Source organism: Vibrio sp. D173a (genome assembly GCF_030248475.1).
In genome coordinates this window covers 1-1,000 of record NZ_JAHGAH010000940.1, presented here as the reverse complement: position 1 = coordinate 1,000, position 1,000 = coordinate 1, and the positions used below count along the sequence as shown (strand labels likewise).

The window sequence follows — 1,000 nt, the reverse complement described above, 5'->3', positions numbered from 1 at the left end:
GTTGTAAAAATGCGTTTTATGGAAAAGAAGGTTCACTACTAATGAAACGACTCGATTTGTTTGGTCTCTTTCGCCACATCACACTCGTTATTTTTGCGTTGGCTTTCCTAATGCCCTTTATTTGGATGGTTCTCACTTCCATCAAACCAGAAAACGAGATCTTCTTAAACGAAATACGTTGGCTTCCAGAAAGGTTCGCTGGGTATGAAAATTACAGCACAGCACTGTCTGAAACCCCACTGCTCAAATTCATGTTGAATGGTGTGATAGTCACTGTCGCCATTTTCTTGAGTCAGATAGCTGTCGCTGTGCCAGCATCATACGCACTATCAAAGTTGCAGTTTAAAGGTAAGCAAGTGGTGTTTATCGCAATTCTTGCTTGCTTGATGATTCCACCGCAAGCGGTATCTATCCCATGGTACCTATTGATGTACAAATTCGGATGGTTAAACAGCTATGAAGGCCTGATCGCACCATTCTCTATCTCAGTATTCGGCATATTCTTGATGCGTCAGTTTTTTAATTCGGTACCGGATGACCTTATTTCTGCTGCTCGTTTAGACGGTTTTAGTGAATTCGGGATCATCTGGCGAATAATGGTACCGACCGCGATACCAGCATTAATCGCCTTTGGAATTTTTTCAATCGTCGCTCACTGGAACGACTACTTCTGGCCTCTCATCATAGCTAACAGCCAGGATGTTTACACGCCACCATTGGGGGTTGTCGCCTTTAAGAGTGATGAAGCTGGTGACAATTACGGGCCACTAATGGCAGCGGCAACAATCATCGTTGCTCCGTTAATCATCGCCTATTTATGTGCGCAAAAACGTTTTATTGAAGGCATTACGATGTCAGGAATGAAGTAACACATCTGTTATTGCAAGAAACACCTTTGAGCATACCCAAGATGGTTTAAACACCGGACATGCTCAAATCAACTTAGACCAATAGTCCGAAGGAAACAGGGCTAAACATTGAAGTATCGGAGAATAAAATG

At 42.8% G+C, this 1,000-nt stretch carries 1 protein-coding gene; it reads left to right on the top strand.

From position 1 onward, the window contains the following. A partial coding sequence (locus KIV40_RS30420; protein WP_285352995.1) for a carbohydrate ABC transporter permease occupies positions 1-869 on the top strand: 869 nt, incomplete at its 5' end. Positions 870-1,000 lie beyond the last annotated feature (131 nt).